Here is a 19,384-nt window from a genome sequence, read left to right as displayed (position 1 = left end):
GTCAGTCCAGGCGCATCACCTGGAAGACGTTGCCCTCCGGGTCGCGGCCGTCGTACATCTGGTAAGCAAAGCCGGCGTAGCGTTTGAGCTCGCCCACCGGGACGCCTGCGCTGCGGCGTTGCTCGCGATGGGCCGCCAGGTCCGAGGTGATGGCAAACACCAGCTTCGTGGTGGAGCCTGCCGCCGGCCGTGGCGGGTCGGATCCCGGCGATGCCGGCAACTGGCGGTAGCTGTCGCCGGCCAGGTGCAGCGCCAGCTCGATCTGCCCTGCGGCCAGGACGACCCACTGATCGGCGATCTCTTCGAGGACGGGGAGTGAGAAATGGGCCTGGTAGAAGGCCTTGATTGCCGCGACATCGTGGACGTAGACGATGAGCCTGACCAATGCAACAGACATGCTGTGGGCCTCCCAGGGCCTTTGCCGAGCGTGCGCAGCCAATCGTAAGCGCTGGTGATGCTGGGCGCGTGGAAACCTGGCAAGCCCAGGGCCGGCCGGCGAGGCGTCTGCGCAGCCGGGACGCGGCGATCGGGGGTCCGGCGCAGCCATCGCCTACAATGCCGCAATGAATCCAGTGCGTGATCCCGGCGATGCAACGATCGCCATCGTCGGCGGTGGCGCATCCGGTGTGCTGGTGGCGCTGCAACTGTTGCGTCAGGCCGCAGAGCCGCGACGGATCGTGTTGATCGAGCCGCACCCGTTGCTGGGCGAGGGCGTGGCGTACTCCACCACGCGTCCCGAACATCTGCTCAATGTGCCGGCCGCGCGCATGAGTGCGCTGGTGGATGCGCCGCAGGATTTTGTCGACTATCTGCGTGCGCACGCATCTTGCCCGGAGCTGGACGATACGCAGCTGCCGCAACAGTTCGTCGGGCGCAGGCATTACGCGCCTTATCTGCGCGATCGTCTGCAGGCCGCGCGTGCGACCAGCCCTGCTGCCCTGGTCGTGCGTACCGCACGCGTGCAGACCTTGCAGCCAAACGCAGACGGTGCGCTGTTGCACCTGGACGACGGGCACACGCTGCAGGCCGCCGCAGTGGTGCTTGCGGTTGGCAACGCGCTGCGCCCGTTGCCGCTGCGTGGCGCCACCGGCCTGTCGGCTGCGCAGCGGGTGGAGGCCTGGGACACCGAGGCGGTGGCCGCGTTGCCGCAGGACGCCGCAGTGTGCATCGTCGGCTCCGGCCTGAGCATGGCCGACACGGTGGTGACGCTGGCTGCGCAGGCCCATCGCGGCGCGGTGCATGTGGTGTCGCGGCACGGGCTGTTGCCCTTGCCGCATGCACATGCGCATGGCGCGGTGGCCGCGTTCGACCCGCAAGCGCTGCTGGCGCTGCCGTTGCGTGCGCGCATGCGCGCGTTGCGCCGGCACGCCCGCCTGGCGCTGGCGCAGGGGCTGCCGTGGCAGGGGGTGATGGAACGCATCCGGCCCTTGAGCCAGGCCTTGTGGCAAACCTTGTCCGTAGCCGATCAGCGCCGTTTCCTGCGGCATGTGGTGCGTTACTGGGATGTGCATCGCCATCGCATTGCCGCACCGGTGCATGCGCAGTTGCAGGCGATGCAGGCGCGCGGGCAACTGCAGCTGCATCGCGCGCGGCTGGATGTGGCATTTGAGGTCGGTGCATGCGTGCGCGTGAGTGCGGGCGCTGCCCGTGCCGGGCATGCATTGCAGCTGGACGTGCAGACGCTGGTCAATGCCACCGGCGTGGAAATGCGCGTGCAGGCGATGCGAAACCCGTTGCTGCAGCAGTTGCTGGGGCAGGGCATCGCGATGGCCGGCCCGCACGGCATCGGCGTTGACACCGCTGCCGATGGCAGCCTGATCGATGCCGACGGTCAGACGAACCCGCGCCTGCGGGTGATCGGCAGCCTGCGCATCGGCGCGCTGTGGGAGAGCCTGGCGGTGCCGGAGTTGCGTGAGCAGGCAGCGGCGATCGCGCGCGATGTGCTGCTGGAGCGCTGATAGGCGTGTGGGGACAGGAAAAGCAGCTTGGCTGGCGTCTCCGGCCGCGACATTGGCCTCTTCGATGGGCGAAGGCGACCCTTAGCGCCCGATGAGGGTGCGAGCAAAGCCTCGGGTGACCCGCACGCACTGCGTCGTGGCTGCGCCTCGTGTCCTCACCCCAACCCCTCTCCCGCAGGCGGGAGAGGGGCTCTGCCACGGCGAGCATCTGCTTGCGCTCTCTTGCAGGCGGGAAAACAACCAACGTGCTGGCTTCTCCTGCAAGCGGCAGAGTAATCAACGTCCTGGCTTCTCTCGCAAGCGGCAGATCAACCAATGTCCTGCCTTCTCTTGCAGGTGACAGAGCAACCAGCGGCCTGCCTTATCTTGTAAGTGACAGAGCAACCAGCGGCCTGCCTTCTCTTGCAGGTGACAGAGCAACCAGCGGCCTGCCTTCTCTTGCAGGTGACAGAGCAACCAGCGGCCTGCCTTCTCTTGTAGGTGACAGAGCAACCAGCGGCCTGCCTTCTCCCTTCTCCCGCCTGCGGGGGAAGGTGCCCGAAGGGCGGATGGGGGCAGCAATCCCAACCGCTTCATCGCAATCTCAGCCGCAGCGACGCCACAACCGGTAAAATGCGCCGGTGGATGTCTCTCATTTGCTCGATCATTTAAACCCCGCCCAGCGCGAGGCCGTTTCCGCGCCGCCGGGGCATTACCTGGTGCTGGCCGGCGCCGGCTCCGGCAAGACGCGCGTGCTGATCCATCGCATCGCCTGGCTCAACGAAGTCCAGGGCGTGCCCAACCACGGCATCTTTGCGGTGACCTTCACCAACAAGGCCGCCGGCGAAATGCGCCACCGCACCGACCTGCAGTTGCGTAACGGCAGCCGCGGCATGTGGATCGGCACCTTCCACGGGCTGGCGCATCGGCTGCTGCGTTTGCATTGGCAGGACGCGCGGCTGCCCGAAGGCTTCCAGGTCATGGACAGCGACGACCAGCTGCGGCTGGTCAAGCGCGTGGTGCAGGCGCTGGAACTGGACGAGAGCAAGTATCCGCCCAAGCAGATGAGCTGGTGGATCAACGAGCAGAAGGACGAGGGCCGCCGTCCGCAGCATATCCAGCCCGAGCCCAACGACGACTGGACCGAGGTACGCCGGCAGGTGTACGCGGCCTACCAGGAACGCTGCGACCGCTCCGGCCTGCTGGATTTCGCAGAGCTGCTGCTGCGCGCGCACGAACTGCTGCGCGACACTCCGGCCTTGCTGGCGCATTACCGTGCGCGCTTCCGCGAGATCCTGGTCGACGAGTTCCAGGACACCAACGCCATCCAGTACGCCTTCGTGCGCGTGCTCGCCGGCGAGACCGGGCACGTGTTCGTGGTCGGCGACGACGACCAGGCCATCTATGGCTGGCGCGGTGCCAAGGTCGAGAACGTGCAGAAGTTCCTCAAGGATTTCCCCGGCGCCCAGACCGTGCGGCTGGAGCAGAACTACCGCTCCAGCGCCAACATCCTGGGCGCGGCCAATGCGGTGATCGCGCACAATCCGGACCGCATCGGCAAGCAGCTGTGGACCGATTCCGGCGATGGCGACCCGATCGATCTGTACGCGGCCTACAACGAGGTCGACGAGGCGCGCTACGCGGTGGAGCGCGCGCGCCAGTGGGTGCGCGACGGCGGCAGCTACGGCGAAGTGGCGGTGCTGTATCGCAGTAACGCGCAGTCGCGCGCGCTGGAAGAGGCACTGATTTCCGAGCAATTGCCGTACCGCGTGTACGGCGGCATGCGCTTTTTCGAGCGTGCCGAAATCAAGGATGCGCTGGCGTACCTTCGCCTGCTCACCAATCGCAGCGACGACGCCGCGTTCGAGCGCGCGGTCAATACGCCCACGCGCGGCATCGGCGACCGTACGCTGGACGAAGTGCGCCGCCTGGCACGCGCCAACGCGCTGTCGTTGTGGGAAGCGGCGATGCTGGCCACGCAGGAAAACGGTCTGGCCGCACGTGCGCGCAATGCCTTGGCCACCTTCCTGAGCCTGGTCGGCCAGCTGCACGCCGAAACCGGCGAAATGGAATTGGCCGAACGCATCGACCATGTGCTGATGCGCTCGGGCCTGCGCGAGCATTGGGCCAAGGAAAGCCGCGGCGGGCTGGATTCGGAATCGCGCACCGAGAACCTGGACGAACTGGTGTCGGTGGCCTCGCGCTTCACTCGGCCCGATGACGAAGACAGCCAGGGCATGACCGAGCTGGTCGCGTTTCTGGCCTACGCCTCGCTGGAAGCCGGCGAAGGCCAGGCACAGGCCGGCGAAGAAGGCGTGCAGCTGATGACGCTGCATTCGGCCAAGGGTCTGGAATTCCCCATCGTGTTTCTGGTCGGCCTGGAAGATGGCCTGTTCCCGAGCGCGCGTTCGCTGGAAGAAAGCGGCCGGCTGGAAGAAGAGCGGCGCCTGGCGTATGTGGGCATTACCCGCGCGCGCCAGAAGCTGGTGCTGTGCTACGCCGAATCGCGACGCATCCACGGCCAGGACAACTACAACGTCCCGTCGCGGTTCCTGCGCGAGATTCCACGCGAGTTGTTGAACGAAGTGCGCCCCAAGGTGCAGGTCTCGCGCACCGCCTCGCTGGGCGCAGCGCGTGGCGGCCCGGTGCACGGAATCGTGGAGACCGCGCCGATCAAACTCGGTGCCAACGTCGAGCACCCTACCTTCGGTGGCGGCGTGGTCGTCGACTACGAAGGCGCCGGTGCGCATGCCCGCGTGCAGGTGCAGTTCGACGAAGTCGGTGCCAAGTGGCTGGTGATGGCGTACGCGAATTTGACGGTGGTGTAGGTCTTCCCTGCATCACCGGCAATCCTGGACCTGGGGGAGCGACGATGGCACGTCGGTGAGCTATCGGTAGGGAGGCAGAGCAGGTTGATGTCGGAGTTGATCAAACGCGCCGAGATTTCCTCACTGCTTGCCGCTGGAGTGGAGTGAAGGCATTGCAGCGACTTCGTCGTCGTACGCCTACATCTCCCAGCTGAAGGTGGAGTTGATGCGCTTGCCATGTATGGTGAGCGTCGACTTGTTCGCCAGCACGACCAGCGTAAATGGTGGCGCATCCTGGTCGCCGCCCGGGTAAATCAGCCGCAATACCCTGCGCTTGGTATCGAACGTCTTGACCTGGAAGTCGTTCCGCAATGGAACGCCTTTGCTATCGCCCGGCGCATAGAAATGGATACTGGCGATCACGGGACGACCATCGTTGCCGATTTCAAACGTCATTGCGTAACCGCCGCCTTCGAAGGACAGGCTTGAGGTGGCATGGGCGGGTGCACTGCAGCAGATCGCGAGCAGTGTGGCCAGGCAGACGTAAAGAAGCTTCTTCATGGAGTCATCCTTGAGCGAGCATGGCTTAGAACCGCAATTTTCCAGAAAGTATCAACTATCCCGCTGCCAACGCCATCGTTGCGGCTCCTGCGCGCGGTCCATACCCTCCCGACAACGACTCTCTACCTTCTTTGGCGCTACGAGGGGCGTACCGGCGAATTGCCGTTCTGGCACGGAGATGGGGCGGGCCACGAATCAGGTCGACAGCCCCAGACTGCTCCGCGCTGTTGTGCGCTGCCCGATGCATTCACGGCAGCTTTCGTGACACGCTGCGGTCGAACCGACTGCATGAAGACACACCGCCCGATGCGCACCGAAAAACACAAAATGCTGGCAGGCGAGCTGTACAACGCTGCCGACGACGAGCTGCAGGCCGATCAGGCGGCCGCTGCCGATTGGATGGTGCGTTACAACGCAGCGGCCTTGCAGACTGCCGCGCAGCGACATGCGCTGTTGCGTGAGCGGTTGGCCGAGGTCGGGGCGGGCGCGGTCATCCGCCCGCCGTTTCATTGCGACTACGGCTACAACATCCGCCTGGGTGCGGGCGTGTTCCTCAACTTCAACTGCGTGATCCTGGATATCTGCGAGGTGAGCATTGGCGACGGCACGCAGATCGGCCCCGGCGTGCAGATCTACGCTGCCGATCACCCGCGTGATGCCGTGGGGCGTGCCAGCGGCCTGGAATTCGGGAAGCCGATCCGTATCGGGCGCAACGTGTGGATCGGTGGCGGGGCCATCATCCTGCCGGGCGTGAGCATCGGCGACGATGCATTGATCGGCGCCGGTGCGGTGGTCACCCGCGACGTGCCGGCGGGTGCGACGGCAGTGGGCAACCCCGCGCGTGTGCGAGGGATGCGGCCCGATCCGGATGCCGCGGCGACGGATTGAGCGGATTGAACGACGCGCCGCATGCGCTGTGATCGGCCTTGCATGCAGTGCACGTCGTAGCAGAACAACATTAAGTGCCACGCCAGCCTTTGCAGCATTGATCCACATCAAGGCAACCAGCACCAGTGCCTGTCACCGTGAGTCCGGCACCACAAACGGCAGCAATGCCATCTCTGCAGGAGGTCACCATGTACAAACGTATTCTCATCGCCATCGATGCATCGGAGTTGTCGCATCGCGGCTTGTTTCAAGGGCTGGAACTGGCCAAGGCCACCGGTGCCAAGGTCGACATCGTCACCGTGTCCGAGCCGTGGGCGATGGGCATGTATGACGCGATGGGTTGGAGCGTGGGGTACGAGGCGAGCCCGGAATACCGCACCGAGCGCGAAGCCGCTGCCGAGAAGATCCTGCGTCCTGCGCTGGAACTGGCGGCAGCCGCCAATATCAAGGCCACGTCACGGCATGTGCTGGACCGCTTCGCGGCCGAAGGCATCGTGCAGACCGCCGAAGAATGCAAAAGCGATCTGATCATCATGACCTCGCACGGGCGACGTGGCGTGCGCCGCATGCTGCTCGGTAGCCAGACGGTGGAAGTGCTCACGCACAGCACGATTCCGGTCCTGGTAATTCGCTGAGGCCGACGTGGTACGAACGCGTTGATGAGCAGATACGCAGGCGACCCATCGCGTCGTTTCATGCAGGAGCGTACCCGTGGCGCTACCGGGAATGCCGCATCGCGCCCAGGTGCGCTCCTACGTAGCGTCCAGGGTTTGCGGTGTACACGAAGTAGGCAGGACCGTGATCAGCAGGTGCGCGGTCTGATCGATACGCGTGGTTGTAGGAGCGCACCCGGGCGCGATATGGCGTTATCGGGAATGCCGTATCGCGCCCAGGTGCGCTCCTACGCAGCGGCCAGGGTTTGCGGTGTGCACGAAGTAGGCAGGACCGCGATCAGCAGGTGCGCGGTCTGATCCATACGCGTGGTTGTAGGAGCGCACCCGGGCGCGACGTGGCGTTACCGGGAATGCCGCATCGCGCCCAGGTGCGCTCCTACGCAGCGTCCAGGGTTTGCGGTGTACACGAAGGAGGCAGGACCGTGATCAGCAGATGCGCGGTCTGATCCAGACGCGTGGTTGTAGGAGCGCACCCGGGCGCGATGTGGCGTTACCGGGAATGCCGTATCGCGCCCAGGTGCGCTCCTACGTAGCGTCCGGGTTTGCGGTGTACACGAAGTAGGCAGGACCGTGATCAGCAGATGCGCGGTCTGATCCATACGCGTGGTTGTAGGAGCGTACCCGGGCGCGACGTGGCGCTACCGGGAATGCCGTATCGCGCCCAGGTGCGCTCCTACGCAAACACTGCGCTCAGCCCTCCATGGGTTCCAGCTGCGCGGCAAAGCGTGGCGCCGGCCGGGCGAGCCGGCGCAGCGCTTCGGCATGCACCAGCGGCGAGCCTGCGGTGGGCGTGAGCACACCATGGCGCAGCGATGCGCGCTCGGGCAGCACCTCGTGGTTCAGTTCGCGCATGAAGCGCCACATCGGCATGTAGTGGCCGCGGCGCGGTGCCGGTGCGTGCGGCGTGGCACGGCATTGGCGGCGCCACTGCATCGGCGGCATGCCGAAGCGTTGCTGGAAGGCGCGCTGGAACTGCCGCTCCGAGGCAAACCCCATTTCGTACAGCAGCCAGGTCAGGCTGCACTCCGGATACGCCTGCAGATAACGGTGCGCCGTGCACAGGCGCTGCTCGCGGATATAGCTGGCCACGCCGCCACGCGACTGGAACAGCCGATACAACGACGCGCGCGACAGCGCGAACGCCTGTTGCAACGACTCGGTGCCGAGCTCGGCCTCGCCGATGTGCTGCTCGATATAGGCCAGCAGATCGATCATCAGCGGCGCATGCGCCTCCATGGTCGAGGACGCTTGCGGAACGATGGCGCTGTAGTAGCTGATGCTCATGCGGTACTGCCTGCGGCCCACTCCCCGGGGCCTGTCCTTTGATCAACCGAAAAAAGCATCGCCAACCCATCACGTTTCTTTCACGAAGTCGGCCGCGCATCACGCATCGGCACGATTGAGACGATTTGTCGGGTGAGCGCGCAGGGGCATTCCTAGACTTGCCGCAACGCTGAAGAGGCGTCATCGCACGGCCTGTCGCTTGGGTCCGCGTGGTGCGGCAGTTGCGGGCAGGCCCGCAGCACCGGCGTCGCACGCAGGCTCCAGGCGATCGGCCGGGCCGGCGATATCCAGGCCACAAGACAGCGCACGTGCCCCGCACGTTGGCGCAACGGGCAAGCTCAATCGGAGATCAGGCATGGCCAGCAGTCAGAAGTTCATCGCCCGCAACCGGGCGCCACGCGTGCAGATCGAATACGACGTGGAGGTCTACGGCGCGCAGAAGAAGGTGCAGATTCCGTTCGTGATGGGCGTGATGTCGGACCTGTCGGGCGCCAACGCCGGCGAGCTGCCGTCGCTGGACGAGCGCAAGGCATTGGAGATCGATGTCGACAATTTCGACAGCCGCCTGCAGTCGATGCGCCCGCGCGCGCAGTTCAAGGTGCCCAATACGCTCACCGGCGAAGGCGAGCTGGCGGTGGATATCACCTTCGAAAGCATGGACGACTTTTCGCCGGCCGCCATTGCGCGCAAGGTCGCGCCGCTGGCCAAGTTGCTCGAGGCACGCACGCAGCTGGCCAACCTGGACACCTATATGGACGGCAAGGCCGGCGCAGAGCAGTTGATTGCCAATGCCATCCGCGACCCGGCATTGCTGCAGTCGCTGGTATCGGCGGCCAAGCCGGCCTCCGAGCCGGAAGGAGCCTGACGCCATGTCCGCCACCGAAGCCGCACTGGCCAGCAGCAGTACCGAAACCAGCGAGCATGGCGATTTTGCCGCGCTGCTCAATCGCGAGTTCCGCCCCAAGAGCGAACGCGCCAAGGAAGAAGTGGAAGCGGCGGTACGCACGCTCGCCGAGCAGGTGCTCAACCGCAGCGATGTGGTCAGCGAAGACGTCTCGCAAACCATCAAGGCCTATATCGCGGAGATCGACCGCACGCTCACCCAGCAGCTCAACCAGATCCTGCATCACGCCGATCTGCAGCAGCTGGAAGGCGCCTGGCGCGGCCTGCATTACCTGGTCAACAACACCGAGACCGACCAGCAGCTCAAGATCCGCGTGCTGAACATCAGCAAGAAGGAACTGGGCAAGGTGCTCAAGCGCTACAAGGGCACCGCCTGGGACCAGAGCCCGATCTTCAAGAAGGTCTACGAGCAGGAATACGGCCAGCTCGGCGGCGAGCCGTATGGCTGTCTGGTCGGCGATTACTACTTCGACCAGAGCCCCCCGGATGTGGAGCTGCTCAACGGCATCGCACAGGTTGCCGCGGCCGCGCATGCCCCGTTCATTGCCGCAGCCGCGCCCAAACTGATGGGCATGGACAACTGGAACGAGCTGTCCAACCCGCGCGATCTGGCCAAGATCTTTTCCACGCCCGATTACGCCGCATGGCGCTCGCTGCGCGAGTCCGAAGACTCCAAGTACATCGGTCTGGCGATGCCGCGCACGCTCTCGCGCCTGCCCTACGGCGCGGCCACCAGCCCGGTGGACGAGTTCGATTTCGAAGAAGACACCACCGGCGCCGATTCCGGCAAATACACCTGGCAAAACGCGGCCTATGCGATGGCGGTGAACATCAACCGCTCGTTCAAGCAGTACGGCTGGTGCTCGCGCATTCGCGGCATCGAATCCGGCGGTGCGGTGGAAGGCTTGCCCACGCATACCTTCCCCACCGACGACGGTGGTGTGGACATGAAGTGCCCGACCGAAGTGGCGATCACCGACCGCCGTTCGGCCGAGCTGGACAAGATGGGCCTGATGCCGCTGGTGCATCGCAAGAACTCGGACATGGCCGCCTTCATCAGCGCGCAGTCCTTGAACAAGCCCGACGAATACGACGACCCGGATGCCACCGCCAATGCCGCACTGGGGGCGCGTCTGCCGTACATGTTTGCGTGCTGCCGGTTTGCGCATTACCTCAAGTGCATCGTGCGCGACAAGATCGGCTCGTTCTCCGACCGCGAGCAGATGCAGAGCTGGCTGACGCGTTGGGTGACCCAGTACATCGATGGCGACCCGTCCAACTCCAGCGAAGAAACCAAGGCGCGCAAGCCGCTGGCCGCTGCCGAAGTGGTGGTGGAGGAAGTGGAAGGCGCGCCGGGCTATTACAGCTCCAAGTTCTTCCTCAAGCCGCACTACCAGCTGGAAGGCCTGACCGTATCGCTGCGGTTGGTCTCGCGCCTGCCCTCGGCCGCCAAGGCCTGATCCGACGCATTCGCGTCACGGGCACGACGCCACTGCGCGTTGCGCCACCCCTGTGTTGTCACTTTCATTGAAGGAGCAGTTCCATGGCGTTCGACATGCACATCAAGTTCGGCAGCGGCAAGGTCAAGATCGAAGGCGCGTCCAACCACAAGAAACACAAGGGCGAGATCCCGATCCTGGCGTGGTCGTGGGGCGCGAGCAATTCCGGCGACCTGCATACCGGCGGCGGTTCGGCCAGCGGCGGCAAGGCGCACGTGCAGGACATTTCCATCACCAAGTACGTGGACGGCTGCTCCAACGCGCTGCTGGATGCAGTGTGCACCGGTGCACGCGTGGAAAACGCCTGGCTGTACGTCACCAACGCCACCGGCGAGCAGAGCGACTTTCTCACGATCGAGCTGAGCGAAGGCGTGCTGATCACCTCGCTGTCCACCGGCGGCTCCGGTGGCGAAGATCGGCTGACCGAAAACGTGACGCTGCACTTCGGCAAGTTCAAGTACGGCTTCCAGCCGCAGGACGACAAGGGCACGGCGCAGGGCGGGGCGAAGGAGTTCACCTACGACATCCAGGGCGTCGCCAAGGCATAACGCGCCACGCAGACCGCGTGCGAGATCGCCGGATAGCGAAGCGGATGGGAGATCGGCATGCGCCACGCGTTCATGCCGGCTGCATCGCGTCGCCCTCGGTTCTCCGGCAACCGCGCGCGAGGGTGTGCTGCTGTACCCGATGCCTGCAATGCAATCACCGGCGGTGTCGACGATGACACCGCCACCTTCTTCGACAAGGACACGCGCGATGGATGCCACCGCACAGACCCTGCTTGCCCGTGGCGAGCCGGCGCAGGCATTGCAACAGCTGGTGCAGCAGGTACGTCGGCAACCGGCCGATGCTGCGCAGCGCGTGTTCCTGTTTCAGCTGCTGTCCGTGCTGGGCCAGTGGTCGCGTGCGGCCGACCAGTTGCGTGCCTGCGGCGAGCTGGATGGCACCACCCAGCCGTTGGTGCAGACCTATCTCACCGTGCTGCAGGGCGAACAGACACGGGCGCAGGTGTTTGCCGGCACCCACTTGCCACACGTGATCGGCGAGCCGGCCGAGTGGCTGGCGCTGCATCTGCAGGCGCTGCGGCTATCGGCGCAAGGCCATGGCGCGCAGGCGAACGCGTTGCGTGCGCAAGCCTTCGAACTGGCACCGGCAAGCGCGGGCGTGCTCGATGGCGAGCGCTTCGAATGGCTGTCCGATGCCGATGCACGCTTCGGGCCATGTATCGAACTGATGCTCGACAGCGGCTATGCCTGGGCACCGTTGCAGCACATCCATCAGCTGCGCTTCGAAGCGCCGGTGGACCTGCGCGACACCGTGTGGGCGCCGGTGAGCGTGCTGTGGCGCAATGGCGGCCAGGTATTTGGGTATATGCCGGTGCGATATCCCGGTAGCGAACATCTGGATGCGGGCGAGCTGCAACTGGCGCGCCGCACCGAATGGACCGAAGGTGCGCAAGGCGAAATCGGCCTGGGCCAACGTATGCTCGGCACCGAGTCGCGCGAGGTTGCGCTGCTCGAGGTGCGCGAGCTGCAGTTCGACGCGTATTGATCGTCATGGCCGAGCTCACCACCACCGAACGCCTGCAGCCCTCGTTGCTGGACCGGCTCACCGATGCCGCACCCAGCCAGCGCGAAGAGAGCCGCGAGCAACGCGTGATCTCGGCCACACGTCTGCGCGAGTGCGTGATCCGCGATCTGTCGTGGCTGTTGAACGCGGTCAATCTGGAAACCAGCCGGCCGCTGGACGCGCATCCGCAGATCCGTCGCTCGGTGCTCAACTTCGGCATCCCGGATCTGGCCGGCGCAGCCGTGTCCGGGATCGATGCGGCCGCGCTGCAGCAGCGCATTCGCGACGCCATCCTGGCCTTCGAGCCACGCCTGATCGCCGACACCTTGCGCGTAAGCGTGCATGCCGACACCGCGCGCATGGACAAGCGCTCGCTGCTGTTCACCATTCAATCGGAGATGTGGGCGCAGCCGCTGCCGTTGAACCTGTATCTGAAGACCGCACTGGACCTGGAAACCGGCCGGCTTGAAGTGATGGAGGGCCACGGCTGATCCCATGGACCCGCGCCTGCTCCCGTACTACACCCGCGAATTGCAGCACGTGCGCGACATGGGCGCCGAGTTTGCGCGCGAGTATCCCAAGATCGCCGGGCGGCTGGGGCTGGATGCGTTCGAATGCGCCGACCCGTATGTGGAGCGCCTGCTCGAAGGGTTTGCGTTTTTGGCTGCGCGCGTGCAACTCAAGCTGGACGCGCAGTACCCGGTCTTCACCCAGCACCTGCTGGAAATGGTCTACCCGCACTACCTGGCGCCGCTGCCATCGATGGCGGTGGTGCAGTTGCAGCCGGACCTGAAAGACAGCGGCCTGAGCGCCGGTGTCAGCGTGCCGCGCCATAGCGCACTGCGCAGCCTGATCGGCGCCGGTGAGCGCACCGCCTGCGAATTTCGCACCGCTCATGCGGTGACGCTGTGGCCGCTGCAGCTGGCCGAAGCCAAGTACCTGGAATCGCCGGCCGCGTTGGCGGCGGCAGGCGTCGCGTTACCGCCCGGGCGCAACGTGCGCGCCGGCATCCGCTTGCGCTTCGAGCTGGTGGGCGGTGCCCAGACCCAAGGCCTGGCGCTGGACCGGTTGCCGCTGTTCCTGGCCGGTGCCGATGGCCTGCCCAAGCGGCTGTACGAACAACTGCATGCCGACACCAGCGCCGTGCTGGTGCGCGGCAGCGATGCGCAGGGAGCGCCATTGCAAACGCTGCAGGGCGACGACGCGTTACAGATGCGCGGCTATGCCGATGAAGACAGCCTGATTCCGTACGACGGACGCTCCTTCAGTGGCTACCGCTTGCTGCAGGAATACTTCGCGTGCCCGGAGCGCTTCCTGTTTGCCGAACTCACCGGTTTGCGCGCTGCGTTGCGTCGCCTGCACGGCGCCAGTTTCGAGGTGGTGATTCTGCTGTCGCGCAGCGTGCCCAGCCTGGCCGCCGCAGTGAGCGCCGAACACTTCACCCTGTTCTGCACTCCGGCCATCAACCTGTTCGAACGCCGCGCCGATCGCATCCATCTGCAGGCCGGCCAGCACGAATATCATGTGCTGGCCGATCGCACCCGGCCGATGGATTTCGAGATCCATCATCTGGGCGAGGTGGAAGGCTTCGGCGATCGCCAGGAGCCGGAACAACGCTTCACCGCGTTCTATGGCGGCGATGCACGCACGTGGCATGCGCGGCATGGCGCGTTCTACAGCATGCGTCGCGAGCCACGCCTGCTGTCGGCGCGGCAACGCCGCGATGGCGCGCGCTCCAGCTACGTAGGCAGCGAGGTGTTCGTCAGCCTGGTCGATGCCAACGACCAGGCCCGCGCCAGCAACCTGCGTCAGCTCGGGCTGCAGCTGTGGTGCAGCAACCGCGACCTGCCGTTGCACATGCCGGTGGGCAAGGGCACTACCGACTTCAGCATGGACAGCGGTGTGCCGGTGCGCAGCGTGCGCTGCGTGGCCGGGCCGACCAAGCCGCGCCCGGCGGTGTCCGACGGGCAGACTGCGTGGCGCCTGCTCAGCCAGTTGCAGCTCAATTACCTGTCGCTGTTCGAAGATGGACCCAACGGTGCGGCGGCGCTGCGCGAGATCCTCACCCTGTACTGCGACCCGTTCGATGCCTCCGCGCAGCGGCAGATCGAAGGGGTCAAGCAGGTTACCGGCACGCCGATCGTGCGGCGCATTCCGGTGCCCGGCCCGATCACCTTCGGCCGCGGCCTGGAGATCACGCTCACCTGCGAAGACGCAGCCTTCGAAGGCACCGGTGCGTTTCTGCTGGCTTCGGTACTGCGGCACTTCTTTGCGCGCTACGTTTCGGTGAATTCCTTTACCGAAACCGTGTTGCGCACCACCGAACGCAACGAGGTGGCACGATGGCCAGCCCAGCCCGGCTCCCGACCGCGCCTGTGAGCACCGGTGCTGCCGCGCTGGCACAGGCGCTGCAGACCCGGATCCAGGACTTCACCCCGTTCGCGGCCTTGCGCGCGATCGAGCGTTGCCATCCGCAGCAGCCGCGCCTGGGTGAATCGGCGCGCGCCAGTGACGATGTGCTGCGTTTGCGGCATACGCCATCGCTGGCATTCGCACCGCGCGCGCTTGAGCGTTACGTGCCGGCAACCAACGATCGACCGGCCGCGTTATACGGCGTGTTTCTGGGGCTATTCGGCCCCAACGCGCCGCTGCCGCTGCACCTGACCGAATACGCCATCGAGCGTGCACAGCAATCCAAGGACGGCACCTTTGCGGCGTTTGCCGATGTGTTCCATCACCGCATGCTCAGCCTGTTCTATCGTGCCTGGGCGCAGGCGCAGCCCAGCGTGCAGGCCGAGCGAGAAGCCAGCGATCAGTTTCGCGCATGGCTGGATGCACTGGTCGGCATCGCCAGCCCACACCTGCGCGAACGCGATGCGCTGCCGGACGAAGCGCGCCGCTATCACGCCGGCCGGTTTGGCGCGGCCACGCGCACACCGGAAGGCTTGCGTGCCGTGCTGCAGCAACTGTTCGACTGGCCGGTGCAGGTGCAGGAATTCATTGCCGAATGGATGCGGCTTCCCGCCGGTGCGCAGTTGCAACTAGGCCTGGGCCCACGAAATGCGCGGCTGGGTGTGGATAGCGTGGTCGGTGCACAGGTGCGCGGTGCGCAACAGCGCGTGCGCATCCGGCTGGGGCCATTGCCGCGAATCGCATTTCAACGCTTCCTGCCCGGTGGCCAGGCGCTGCGCCAGCTTACCGCCGCGGTGCGCAGCTATCTGGGCGACGAGTTCGACTGGGAGCTGCAGCTATTGCTCAAGGCCGACGAGGTGCCCACCCCGCAGCTGGCGCGCAATAGCCGGCTGGGCCTGGATACCTGGATCGGCCGCCGCGCCTGGAGCATCGCCGACGCCGACGAGGTGGTGCTTCACCCCTCCGGTTGACCGCATCGCTGCCACTGCCACTCACACGCACGCTCACACGCAACGTACCGACTTCGAAGGACGCACCATGGCCGAGATCTCCCGCAGTGCCCTGTTCGGCAAGCTCAATCCACTCGCCTATCGTGGCATCGAAAGTGCCACCGTGTTTTGCAAGCTGCGCGGCAACCCGTATGTGGAGCTGGTGCACTGGCTGCATCAGCTGCTGCAGCTGCAGGACTCGGACCTGCACCGCATCGTCAAACACTTCCAGCTCAACCCGTCCACGCTGGCGCGCGATGTCACCGCCGCACTCGACAGCTTGCCGCGCGGCTCCACCGCCGTCACCGACCTGTCTGCCAATGTGGAAGAAGCGGTGGAGCGCGGCTGGGTGTATGCCTCGCTCAGCTTTGGCGAGGCGCAGGTGCGCACCGGCTACCTGGTGGTCGGCATCCTCAGCGTGCGTGGCTTGCGCAATGCATTGCTGGCGACCTCCAAGGAGTTCGACAAGCTCAAGCCTGCTGTGTTGGACGAGCACTTCGCCGAGATCGTCGCCGGCTCGCCGGAAGACGGCTTGCTGCCCAGCGATGGCTTCTCGCTGGGCCAGGCGGCGGCACCGGGCGAGGCCAGCGGCGCCATCGCCCCGGCCGCGATGGGCAAGCAGGAGGCGCTGAAGAAATTCACCACCGACCTCACCGCGCAGGCGCGCGAGGGCAAGCTCGATCCGATCATCGGCCGCGACGACGAGATCCGCCAGGTGGTCGATATCCTGATGCGCCGCCGCCAGAACAACCCGATCCTGGTCGGCGAGGCAGGCGTGGGTAAGACCGCAGTGGTGGAAGGCTTCGCGCAGCGCATCGCCCGTGGCGATGTGCCACCGGCATTGAAGGACGTGCAACTGCGCACGCTGGATGTCGGCCTGTTGCAGGCAGGCGCCAGCATGAAGGGCGAGTTCGAACAGCGCCTGCGCGCGGTCATCGACGAAGTGCAGGCCAGTCCAAAGCCCATCATCCTGTTCGTCGACGAAACCCACACCCTGGTCGGCGCCGGTGGCACGGCCGGCACCGGCGATGCCGCCAACCTGCTCAAACCTGCACTGGCACGCGGCACGCTGCGCACCGTGGGCGCGACCACGTTCGCCGAGTACAAGAAGTACATCGAGAAAGATCCCGCACTGACCCGCCGGTTCCAGGCCGTGCAGGTGGATGAGCCGGACGAAGCCAAGGCGGTGCGCATGATGCGCGGTGTCGCTTCGATGATGGAACAGCACCACAGTGTGCAGATCCTGGACGAAGCGCTGGAAGCGGCAGTCAAGCTCAGCCACCGCTATATCCCCGCGCGCCAGCTACCGGACAAATCGGTGAGCCTGCTCGACACCGCCTGCGCACGCGTCGCGGTCAGCTTGCACGCGACCCCGGCCGAGGTGGACGACAGCCGCCGCCGCATCGAAGCGTTGGACACCGAGCACGCCATCATCGAACGCGAGCGTGCGATCGGCATCGTGGTGGAGGAGCGTGCTGCTGCGTGTGCCGGTTTGCTGGAAAGCGAGCATGGCCGCCTGCGTGATCTGGAACAGCGTTGGATTGGCGAGAAAGCATTGGTCGATGAGCTGCTGTCGCTGCGTGCACAACTGCGTAGTGGTAACGCGCCGATGGAAGGCACTGGCAGTGCATTGGAAGCGGAGGCCGATGCCGATGCCGCACAGGCGGCGTCTGGCGACACTGCCGTGCTCGAAGCACCGGTGCAGGTTGATCGCGACACGCTATTCGCGCGCCTGCAACTGGTACAGGCGGAACTGGGCGCACTCCAAGGCGAATCGCCGCTGATCCTGCCTACGGTCGACTACCAGGCGGTTGCCGCCGTGGTCGCCGACTGGACCGGCATCCCGGTCGGACGCATGGCGCGCAACGAGATCGACACCGTGCTGCGCCTGCCCGAACTACTGGCCAAGCGCGTGATCGGCCAGGACCACGCCATGGAGATGATCGCCAAGCGCATCCAGACCAGCCGCGCCGGCCTGGACAACCCGGACAAACCGATCGGCGTGTTCCTGCTCGCCGGCACCTCCGGCGTCGGCAAGACCGAAACCGCGCTCGCCCTGGCCGAAACGCTGTACGGCGGCGAACAGAACCTGATCACCATCAACATGAGCGAGTACCAGGAAGCACACACCGTCTCCTCGCTCAAGGGCGCACCGCCGGGCTACGTCGGCTACGGCGAAGGCGGCGTGCTGACCGAAGCGGTGCGACGCAAACCGTACTCGGTGGTGCTACTGGACGAAGTGGAGAAAGCCCACCCGGATGTCCACGAACTGTTCTTCCAGGTCTTCGACAAAGGCTGGATGGAAGACGGCGAAGGCCGCCGCATCGACTTCCGCAACACCCTGATCATCCTCACCAGCAACGCCGGCACCGACCTCATCGCCAGCCTGTGCAAGGATCCGGAGCTGATGCCGGATCCGGAAGGCATGGCCAAGGCCATCCGCGAGCCGTTGTTGAAGGTATTTCCCCCGGCATTGCTCGGGCGGCTGGTAGCGATTCCGTATTACCCGCTGAGCAACGCCATGCTCGGCCAGATCGTCAAGCTCCAGTTGAATCGCATCAAGAAGCGGATCGAAGAGCGCTACAGGATTCCGTTCGAGTACGACGATTCGGTGGTGGAGCTGGTGGTGAGCCGGTGTACCGAGAGCGAGTCGGGTGGGCGGATGATTGATGCGATTTTGACCAACACGATGTTGCCGGAGGTCTCGCGGAAATTTCTGAAGCAATCGAATATTAGTGATCGTTTTTTGCAGATCGAAATAAGTGCTTGCAACAGGAACTTCGTTTACGAATTCCTAAAAAATAGGCATCAGGAGAATAATGATGGCAACGTATGAAGCGATGTTGAAAGAATTTGAAAGCTTGGTCTATAAGGATGGTTGGGGGGTTAAGCGGGGTGAATTCCCTGCACCAAGGGATGCAAAATATATTCGCGATCTGGCAAGGATTGGAGCTTTTCTTAATCCAGAAAATGAGCTTTTCTGCGAGGCGTTGGAATTACTCGATAATGCCATGATTGATTTATTTAATATTAGGACAGGGGCTGCGTTCAGAAAAAGCAAAATAAAGCTCAATAGCTTTTCGAGTTTTGAGCATGGCCGAAAATTGGAATTCGCATGCAAAGAAACTGGCTTGGACGCAACTAAGCACTTGTTGGCAACTGTGCTGGCCGAAACGGAGATTAAGGAAGGGTTTCAGGGAATAAGTGAGGCTGGAAAATGTGTGTCATTTTACAATAATTTAGGTGATGATGAATTTGGTGGGGCAATAAAATCGATGCATCTGGCAAAAGACTATGTGGGAAGCGATCACGGAGCTTTCACGCATCGAATTCAGTGGTATTGCGCTTCTGTTGTTAAGAATAAACTTGGGTTGGAGAACGCTAAAACTAGTTCCACGTTCAAGTCATCAGGACTTGTCTGGGGTCTCGTATTTGATCGAAATGCACGTGAAGGAGTTACCATAGAGACCAGTGATTTTAGGCGCCCCGAGTTGATGAACCCTTGGATTGCTAATAACCCCCGCTATGGTAATCACTCATGGCCGGTCCTTAGTTCCTTTCTAAAATCTAGACTTGAAAGAATGTCCCGGCGCGGCTGGTCATCGGATGTACTGAAGATTAATATTGCTTCGAAGATTTATCCGGATAAGGCAAAACCTTCACTTGGCTATCGCAAGGCATCTGCAGTTGAAAATGAAAAAGAACTTCTTGGATTTAATCTTAGTGGCGAGGAGATGTCCGTGGTTGAAAAGGCAGCTGCGGGTTCGTCATTTGATGCTGCGATGACACCGAAGCCTGGATTGGTAAGTTTCAGAGGCGGCATTAAGATTTCTATATAGTTAGAATATTAGACCACTACAG

General features: G+C 64.1%; 15 protein-coding genes and 1 pseudogene. 13 read left to right on the top strand and 3 right to left on the bottom strand.

The window, feature by feature from the left end; genetic code table 11:
• Position 1: 1 nt before the first annotated feature.
• Positions 2–397, bottom strand: coding sequence for a VOC family protein (locus tag FHY19_RS16155; protein ID WP_259167213.1), 396 nt, complete (start codon positions 395–397; stop codon positions 2–4).
• A 166-nt stretch (positions 398–563) separates the two neighbouring features.
• On the opposite strand from FHY19_RS16155, the gene FHY19_RS16150 reads away from it, so the two are divergent.
• Both FHY19_RS16150 and uvrD read left to right on the top strand, forming a co-directional pair.
• Entirely contained in the window at positions 564–1,958 is a 1,395-nt protein-coding gene (locus FHY19_RS16150; RefSeq protein ID WP_259167212.1) for an FAD-dependent oxidoreductase, read from the top strand.
• Positions 1,959–2,578: 620 nt separating this feature from the next.
• Positions 2,579–4,765 carry a DNA helicase II gene (gene uvrD / locus FHY19_RS16145; protein ID WP_259157476.1) on the top strand — a complete coding sequence of 729 codons (2,187 nt, stop codon included), beginning with the start codon at positions 2,579–2,581 and terminating at the stop codon, positions 4,763–4,765.
• A 177-nt stretch (positions 4,766–4,942) separates the two neighbouring features.
• On the opposite strand, the gene FHY19_RS16140 is transcribed toward uvrD, so the two are convergent.
• Positions 4,943–5,167, bottom strand: coding sequence for a hypothetical protein (locus FHY19_RS16140; RefSeq protein ID WP_259167357.1), 225 nt, complete (start codon positions 5,165–5,167; stop codon positions 4,943–4,945).
• Between the two features lie 444 nt (positions 5,168–5,611).
• Here FHY19_RS16140 and FHY19_RS16135 point away from each other — a divergent pair, with 444 nt between their 5' ends.
• Positions 5,612–6,193: a sugar O-acetyltransferase gene (locus FHY19_RS16135; protein ID WP_259167355.1), complete on the top strand. Its 582-nt coding sequence runs from the start codon at positions 5,612–5,614 to the stop codon at positions 6,191–6,193.
• A 188-nt stretch (positions 6,194–6,381) separates the two neighbouring features.
• A complete protein-coding gene (locus FHY19_RS16130; protein ID WP_259157464.1) occupies positions 6,382–6,828 on the top strand; it encodes a universal stress protein in 447 nt (148 codons plus the stop codon).
• Positions 6,829–7,557: 729 nt separating this feature from the next.
• Here FHY19_RS16130 and tagK read toward each other — a convergent pair.
• Positions 7,558–8,216, bottom strand: a pseudogene (gene tagK, locus FHY19_RS16125) (transcriptional regulator TagK).
• Between the two features lie 290 nt (positions 8,217–8,506).
• Here tagK and tssB point away from each other — a divergent pair.
• The 9 genes from tssB (at position 8,507) to FHY19_RS16080 (ending at position 19,362) form a co-directional block, all read left to right on the top strand.
• The gene (gene tssB, locus FHY19_RS16120; protein WP_008572540.1) at positions 8,507–9,016 is read left to right on the top strand and encodes a type VI secretion system contractile sheath small subunit; all 510 of its coding nucleotides are present in this window, start codon (positions 8,507–8,509) and stop codon (positions 9,014–9,016) included.
• 4 nt (positions 9,017–9,020) lie between these two features.
• Positions 9,021–10,514, top strand: a complete 1,494-nt coding sequence (tssC, locus tag FHY19_RS16115; protein WP_259167211.1) for a type VI secretion system contractile sheath large subunit — start codon at positions 9,021–9,023, stop codon at positions 10,512–10,514.
• Between the two features lie 83 nt (positions 10,515–10,597).
• Positions 10,598–11,101: a type VI secretion system tube protein Hcp gene (locus FHY19_RS16110; RefSeq protein ID WP_259167210.1), complete on the top strand. Its 504-nt coding sequence runs from the start codon at positions 10,598–10,600 to the stop codon at positions 11,099–11,101.
• Positions 11,102–11,309: 208 nt separating this feature from the next.
• Positions 11,310–12,104: a type VI secretion system accessory protein TagJ gene (locus tag FHY19_RS16105; RefSeq protein WP_259167209.1), complete on the top strand. Its 795-nt coding sequence runs from the start codon at positions 11,310–11,312 to the stop codon at positions 12,102–12,104.
• A gap of 5 nt (positions 12,105–12,109) precedes the next feature.
• Positions 12,110–12,613, top strand: coding sequence for a type VI secretion system baseplate subunit TssE (gene tssE, locus FHY19_RS16100; protein ID WP_259157432.1), 504 nt, complete (start codon positions 12,110–12,112; stop codon positions 12,611–12,613).
• Between the two features lie 4 nt (positions 12,614–12,617).
• Complete coding sequence (tssF, locus tag FHY19_RS16095; protein ID WP_259167207.1) at positions 12,618–14,501, top strand: type VI secretion system baseplate subunit TssF; 1,884 nt, start codon at positions 12,618–12,620, stop codon at positions 14,499–14,501.
• On the top strand, positions 14,465–15,505 hold the full coding sequence (gene tssG / locus FHY19_RS16090; RefSeq protein WP_259167205.1) for a type VI secretion system baseplate subunit TssG: 1,041 nt from the start codon (positions 14,465–14,467) through the stop codon (positions 15,503–15,505). Before tssF ends, tssG begins: the two co-directional genes overlap by 37 nt.
• Before the next feature lie 67 nt (positions 15,506–15,572).
• A complete protein-coding gene (gene tssH, locus FHY19_RS16085) occupies positions 15,573–18,359 on the top strand; it encodes a type VI secretion system ATPase TssH (protein ID WP_259167203.1) in 2,787 nt (928 codons plus the stop codon).
• Entirely contained in the window at positions 18,346–19,362 is a 1,017-nt protein-coding gene (locus FHY19_RS16080; RefSeq protein ID WP_259167202.1) for a LirA/MavJ family T4SS effector, read from the top strand. Before tssH ends, FHY19_RS16080 begins: the two co-directional genes overlap by 14 nt.
• Positions 19,363–19,384 lie beyond the last annotated feature (22 nt).

Origin of the sequence: Xanthomonas sp. 4461, from assembly GCF_024806475.1 — a bacterium.
In the GTDB taxonomy this organism is placed as follows: domain Bacteria; phylum Pseudomonadota; class Gammaproteobacteria; order Xanthomonadales; family Xanthomonadaceae; genus Xanthomonas; species Xanthomonas arboricola_F.
The sequence above is the reverse complement of the archived record's forward strand: the minus strand, read 5'-3'. Positions and strand labels throughout refer to the sequence as shown.

What these genes read in the sequence shown, in the direction of transcription:
- FHY19_RS16150 (WP_259167212.1), top strand. Translation starts at nt 564, where the DNA reads ATGAATCCAGTGCGTGATCCCGGCGATGCAACGATCGCCATCGTCGGC.
- tssG (WP_259167205.1), top strand. Translation starts at nt 14,465, where the DNA reads ATGGCCAGCCCAGCCCGGCTCCCGACCGCGCCTGTGAGCACCGGTGCT.
- tssF (WP_259167207.1), top strand. Translation starts at nt 12,618, where the DNA reads ATGGACCCGCGCCTGCTCCCGTACTACACCCGCGAATTGCAGCACGTG.
- tssC (WP_259167211.1), top strand. Translation starts at nt 9,021, where the DNA reads ATGTCCGCCACCGAAGCCGCACTGGCCAGCAGCAGTACCGAAACCAGC.
- FHY19_RS16110 (WP_259167210.1), top strand. Translation starts at nt 10,598, where the DNA reads ATGGCGTTCGACATGCACATCAAGTTCGGCAGCGGCAAGGTCAAGATC.
- tssE (WP_259157432.1), top strand. Translation starts at nt 12,110, where the DNA reads ATGGCCGAGCTCACCACCACCGAACGCCTGCAGCCCTCGTTGCTGGAC.
- FHY19_RS16080 (WP_259167202.1), top strand. Translation starts at nt 18,346, where the DNA reads ATGGCAACGTATGAAGCGATGTTGAAAGAATTTGAAAGCTTGGTCTAT.
- FHY19_RS16105 (WP_259167209.1), top strand. Translation starts at nt 11,310, where the DNA reads ATGGATGCCACCGCACAGACCCTGCTTGCCCGTGGCGAGCCGGCGCAG.
- tssB (WP_008572540.1), top strand. Translation starts at nt 8,507, where the DNA reads ATGGCCAGCAGTCAGAAGTTCATCGCCCGCAACCGGGCGCCACGCGTG.
- FHY19_RS16130 (WP_259157464.1), top strand. Translation starts at nt 6,382, where the DNA reads ATGTACAAACGTATTCTCATCGCCATCGATGCATCGGAGTTGTCGCAT.
- FHY19_RS16155 (WP_259167213.1), bottom strand. Translation starts at nt 397, where the DNA reads ATGTCTGTTGCATTGGTCAGGCTCATCGTCTACGTCCACGATGTCGCG.
- tssH (WP_259167203.1), top strand. Translation starts at nt 15,573, where the DNA reads ATGGCCGAGATCTCCCGCAGTGCCCTGTTCGGCAAGCTCAATCCACTC.
- FHY19_RS16135 (WP_259167355.1), top strand. Translation starts at nt 5,612, where the DNA reads ATGCGCACCGAAAAACACAAAATGCTGGCAGGCGAGCTGTACAACGCT.